The 1107-nt window shown below is 56.8% G+C and carries 1 protein-coding gene; it reads left to right on the forward strand.

From position 1 onward, the window contains the following. Positions 1-1069, forward strand: a protein-coding gene (locus tag J2D77_RS17110) for an IS3 family transposase (protein ID WP_230975924.1) whose coding sequence is annotated in 2 segments (ribosomal slippage) — positions 1-174 and positions 174-1069 — 1070 coding nt annotated over the 2 segments. Because the reading frame shifts where the segments join, the coding sequence is not laid out codon by codon here. This gene is flagged as partial in the annotation. Positions 1070-1107 lie beyond the last annotated feature (38 nt).

A 1107-nucleotide genomic window follows, 5' to 3' on the forward strand; every position in this document is an offset into this window, starting at 1 on the left:
GACTGTCACGCGCGCGGGTTGCGAGCGACCTGGGTATTGGCAAATCCACTTTAGCGAAATGGATAGTGGATTATCGTCCGGACGAGCCTGGATCCGGACAGCAGGCTGATCTGGCCCGCGAGAATGAACGTCTCCGCCTGGAGAACCGAATTCTGCGGGAGGAGAGGGAAATTCTAAAAAAAGCTACCCAGTTCTTCGCGAGCCAAAAGCCATGAGGTTCGCCTTTATCCATGGACATCGGCATGAATGGCCCATCGAGAGGTTGTGCCAAGTCCTGCGGGTTTCGGCACGGGGTTACCGGGCCTGGACATCCCGACCGGTCTGTCAGCGCCAGCGCACCGATCTGAAAGTGCTAGCGCATATTCGTGCACACTATGCCCTGAGCAACGGCTCCTACGGACGGCCGCGCATGACCATGGAACTGAGGGAAGCGGGGCTTGATGTCGGGGAACGTCGTGTTGGTCGCCTCATGAAGGACAACGGGATCCGGCCCGTACGCACCCGTCGCCACAAGGTCACGACCGACAGCTACCACCAGTCTGACATTGTGGCCAACCTTCTGGACGGCGACTTCCTTGCTGAAGGCCCCAACCAGAAATGGGCAGGCGATATCAGCTATATCTGGACTGCCGAGGGCTGGCTCTACCTGGCTGTCGTCATTGATCTGTTCAGTCGTCGTGTGATCGGGTGGGCTGCAAGCGACCGGATGAAAAAGGATCTGGCCATCCGTGCCCTGGATATGGCGGTGCGGCTGCGTAACCCGGTGCCCGGCTGCATTTTCCACTCCGATCGTGGCAGCCAATACTGTTCTCATGATTTCCGGAAAAAGCTGCAGGCCCATAGAATGCTGGCTTCAATGTCCGGAAAAGGAAACTGTTTTGACAACGCCGCTGTCGAAACGTTTTTCAAAAGCCTGAAGGCGGAATGGCTCTGGAGGCAAAACTGGCCAACCCGTCGTCAGGCGACTGCTGCCATCTTCCAGTATATCAATGGGTTCTACAATCCACGGCGACGCCATTCATATCTGGGCGGCATCAGCCCTCTCGCTTTCGAAGCAAGAGTGGCATAACGAGATAAGCGACCGGCACAAAACCGTTACAAGTCCAA

The sequence above is a fragment of the Acetobacter garciniae genome, assembly GCF_017377735.1.
In the GTDB taxonomy this organism is placed as follows: domain Bacteria; phylum Pseudomonadota; class Alphaproteobacteria; order Acetobacterales; family Acetobacteraceae; genus Acetobacter; species Acetobacter garciniae.